The organism is Nocardia sp. NPDC051756, from assembly GCF_040681495.1.
Lineage (GTDB): Bacteria > Actinomycetota > Actinomycetes > Mycobacteriales > Mycobacteriaceae > Nocardia.
The window spans coordinates 8,749-11,791 of record NZ_JBFAYV010000027.1 but is presented as its reverse complement, the minus strand read 5'-3'; the positions used below and the strand labels follow the sequence as shown (position 1 = coordinate 11,791).

Below are 3,043 nucleotides of genomic sequence, written 5' to 3'. Positions count from 1 at the left end.
ACCAGACGCTGGATCTGGTTGGTGCCCTCGTAGATCTGGGTGATCTCTCCGCCGGTTTTTAGCGGCCAGGCGAAACATCGCGGAAATACCCGTTGAGCAGGGCGAAGGGTGCTCAGCAGTTCTCACCCGTTCCGGGTGCTTTCTGGCCTCTCACGGCCTGTAGACGGCCTGGTGTTCGCGGCGGATAGATTGCCTATCCGCCGCTTTCGCACGTCTGGGGACTTCTCTTCCCCCTGCGTCCTCATACTGGCGATCCCTGAGCGGAGGGAGGTCGTGTCAAGGGCGCTGTTTCCCTTGACTCGTCCGAGTGAGGTCAGACAATTGGGCCATGAGGAGGCAGGGATCTACGGAACCACGCGCAACCACCTCGACACAGTGCCGGCCGATTCCTCGCTGACTCCGATGATCGGCACCACAGCCAGTCACCCCGTCACGAGCTCCGCGGCTTCGATCCTGGCTGCGGAGGTAGGTCGGGAACGGCTCTCGTCGTGCCCACACTTACTCGGATATGCCCAAAGCGACCAAGAGTGTCGTGGAGCTGACCTTGCGGGCGCAACCGTGCCCGCCGACGAACTCGACGCGCCGGTGCGACGCCTCATCAGAACCGGTGCGCGTCGAGCGCGGCGGCGGGCGCGGTAGCGCCCGCCGTAGGCGCTCCTTGATCCTCAATGGCGGAATTCGGCAACAACCGTCGTACATGAGGCGCGCGCGGAAGCCTGGGACGGCGAAACTCACGCAGCCTGATCAGGCATCGCCTGCGGCTCCGGACGGCGGGATGGGCTGCGTTCCGACCGACGATTCAGCTGAACTGATCGCGAATCGGGTTGTGTCCAGTCAGAATCGGATACATGGCTGAGCTTGCGTTGACGGCAGACCGTCGTGATGAACTGGCCGCGTTGCTGGGTGATGAACAGCGTCTTCGGGCCGAGTATCCGCAGGTAGCGGAGTACCTGGACACGGCACCGATGTTGCAGGGAACCGGCAACGACCATGCGGACGCGGCGTTCGATCTGCGATTCGTGCACTACATGACCGGGGGAACGGACAGCTCGAATCCATACTGGGACATAGTCGCTCCGTCGGTGTTCGAACACGACAACCGGCGGGTGGTGAACGGTGGCCGCCCCACCGGTAGTGCGCGACTCGCCTTCGCTCAGACGATCTTGCAGGCTGCCTGCGCATACGCGATTCCGTCGCCGGAGACGATCGACTGGATGTCTCGGTTTTGCGATGGCCGCTCGGTAGTCGAGCTTGGAGCTGGGCGGGGGTATTGGGCGGCGCAGCTAGCGAATGCGGGCGTAGATGTCCGGGCGTACGACTCGGAACCACCGGACCGGATCGAGAACGTCTCGTTTCGACGGGCAGAGGGGCAAACCGACGTGTGGCATAGCGTCGGTGATCTCGATGAGTTCGCTGCTCGGCCCAGTGACGGGTCGAGTGAGGTGCTGTTCCTCTGCTGGCCGCCCGGCTGGGGAAACTCGATGGCATCAGACGCGCTTGCGGCGTTTGGGGCAGCAGGTGGCGAGCGGGTGATCTACGTCGGAGAGCCGAAGGGCGGGAAGACCGGCGATGATGCGTTCTTCGACGCCCTGCTTGCCGACTGGGAGTTGAAATCTGAAGACGCTCAGTATGTTTCGTGGTGGAACCTAGCGGACCGCGCACAAGGCTGGGTTCGGCGCTGATGCACGCCAACCTGACCAATGCTCAGCGTCAGGTTGGCGGCACACGAGCTCGCTCTATGCTTCGACGCTGGTGTCTGCTGTCGGATTCAACGCCATCCGAAAGACAAATGCGTCATAGCGGTCTCGGGGGTAGGAAACGTCGGACATCATGATCACCCGACCTTCTGTGGTGACGAACCGCTGGCGAACGGTCTTTACGAGATCACCGGCGGTTGTCCGCAACCAGGCGGCATGAGACGGTGCCGGGAGCCGATCTGAGACGGTCTCCTCGAGAACGGTTGCGCTGGATGTGTCGGTGATGTCGATTGGCTGAAAGGTGTCCGACACGGAGATCGGTCTCCCATCGTCGCTGGCGCGAGTGAAGATATGCGTAACCTCTTGGCCGACTGCGAGACTGAATACCTCTGCTAGTTCTTCGGTGGCGGGAACCCTCGTGGTTGTCCGACTGATTTGAATGTCGCTATCGGACTCATTTCCGAAGGTCACTTCGGGATCCTCCATTTGGCGTTCCGGCGATATCCGAACGAGGTTGGGTCGGTCGGAGACGAAGACGCCGCGCCGCCGAACGGATCGAACGAGGCCCTGGCTCTGAAGCAACTCGAGGGCCTTTCGAACGACGATGTCCGAGACGTTGTTACGTGCGGCGATCTCGGCGTAGCTCGGAAGTTGCATGCCGGGGGGTAGATCGCCGGTGCGAATCCGTCGTGCGTATTCGCCCGCAATCGAGACGTAGGCCGGTTCCGCCATTGAAGACAATCCCTTCGATCCGTGTGTCAGCTACGGAGTGACTAACACATCCAGTATACCTAACTTCGTATACGCAAGTCGGACTTTGCCCAGGTCAGAGGGGTCTACCGGCGTTGACGCTTCGCGGTTCGGGCATCCCCGTGCGGCCGTCTTTTGGGAGCTCACTCGGGACGGTCCTCTTCGTTGCGCCGCCGAATCGCCTGTGCGGATCCGTCTTTCGGCGGTCGTTGCGGCCAGTACGTGATAGCGCAGTAGGCGATCACCGACAGCATGAGAGCCGCGAGCAACAAGCCGAGCTCTGCCCAGCCACTCATGCGAGTCTCGCTACTGGAGGCACCGTGGCCCAGCGCGCGAATGACATGCGGGGGGCGATGGCTTCCACATCGGCGATGTCCATAAGTGCGCGCAGTACGACCACGCCCATGCGCTCCAGCGATGGCACGATCACCGCGTCTACGTCGGCGGCGCGCACTTGATCAACCAGCGGCACTAGCGATACTTCGGGCGGCCAAACGAGGGCGTACCCCAACCGTTTCGCCAACCGGCACGCCTCGGTGCGGTCCCGTTCCGGAGCGGGGCTGACATCAAGGTCTATCCACGCGAATGCGGTACGA

Annotated in this window: 4 protein-coding genes; 1 reads left to right on the top strand and 3 read right to left on the bottom strand. The window is 62.4% G+C overall.

The window, feature by feature from the left end:
- The first annotated feature begins 848 nt into the window (after positions 1 to 848).
- Positions 849 to 1,682 carry a hypothetical protein gene (locus tag AB0M22_RS45460; RefSeq protein ID WP_364740249.1) on the top strand — a complete coding sequence of 278 codons (834 nt, stop codon included), beginning with the start codon at positions 849 to 851 and terminating at the stop codon, positions 1,680 to 1,682.
- 54 nt (positions 1,683 to 1,736) lie between these two features.
- On the opposite strand, the gene AB0M22_RS45455 is transcribed toward AB0M22_RS45460, so the two are convergent.
- The 3 genes from AB0M22_RS45455 to AB0M22_RS45445 form a co-directional block, all read right to left on the bottom strand.
- The gene (locus AB0M22_RS45455; RefSeq protein WP_364740246.1) at positions 1,737 to 2,429 is read right to left on the bottom strand and encodes a GntR family transcriptional regulator; all 693 of its coding nucleotides are present in this window, start codon (positions 2,427 to 2,429) and stop codon (positions 1,737 to 1,739) included.
- A gap of 161 nt (positions 2,430 to 2,590) precedes the next feature.
- Positions 2,591 to 2,743, bottom strand: coding sequence for a hypothetical protein (locus AB0M22_RS45450; protein WP_364740243.1), 153 nt, complete (start codon positions 2,741 to 2,743; stop codon positions 2,591 to 2,593).
- A partial coding sequence (locus tag AB0M22_RS45445) for a hypothetical protein (RefSeq protein ID WP_364740241.1) occupies positions 2,740 to 3,043 on the bottom strand: 304 nt, incomplete at its 5' end. The genes AB0M22_RS45450 and AB0M22_RS45445, both read right to left, overlap by 4 nt.

What these genes read in the sequence shown, in the direction of transcription:
- AB0M22_RS45460 (WP_364740249.1), top strand. Translation starts at nt 849, where the DNA reads ATGGCTGAGCTTGCGTTGACGGCAGACCGTCGTGATGAACTGGCCGCG.
- AB0M22_RS45450 (WP_364740243.1), bottom strand. Translation starts at nt 2,743, where the DNA reads ATGAGTGGCTGGGCAGAGCTCGGCTTGTTGCTCGCGGCTCTCATGCTG.
- AB0M22_RS45455 (WP_364740246.1), bottom strand. Translation starts at nt 2,429, where the DNA reads ATGGCGGAACCGGCCTACGTCTCGATTGCGGGCGAATACGCACGACGG.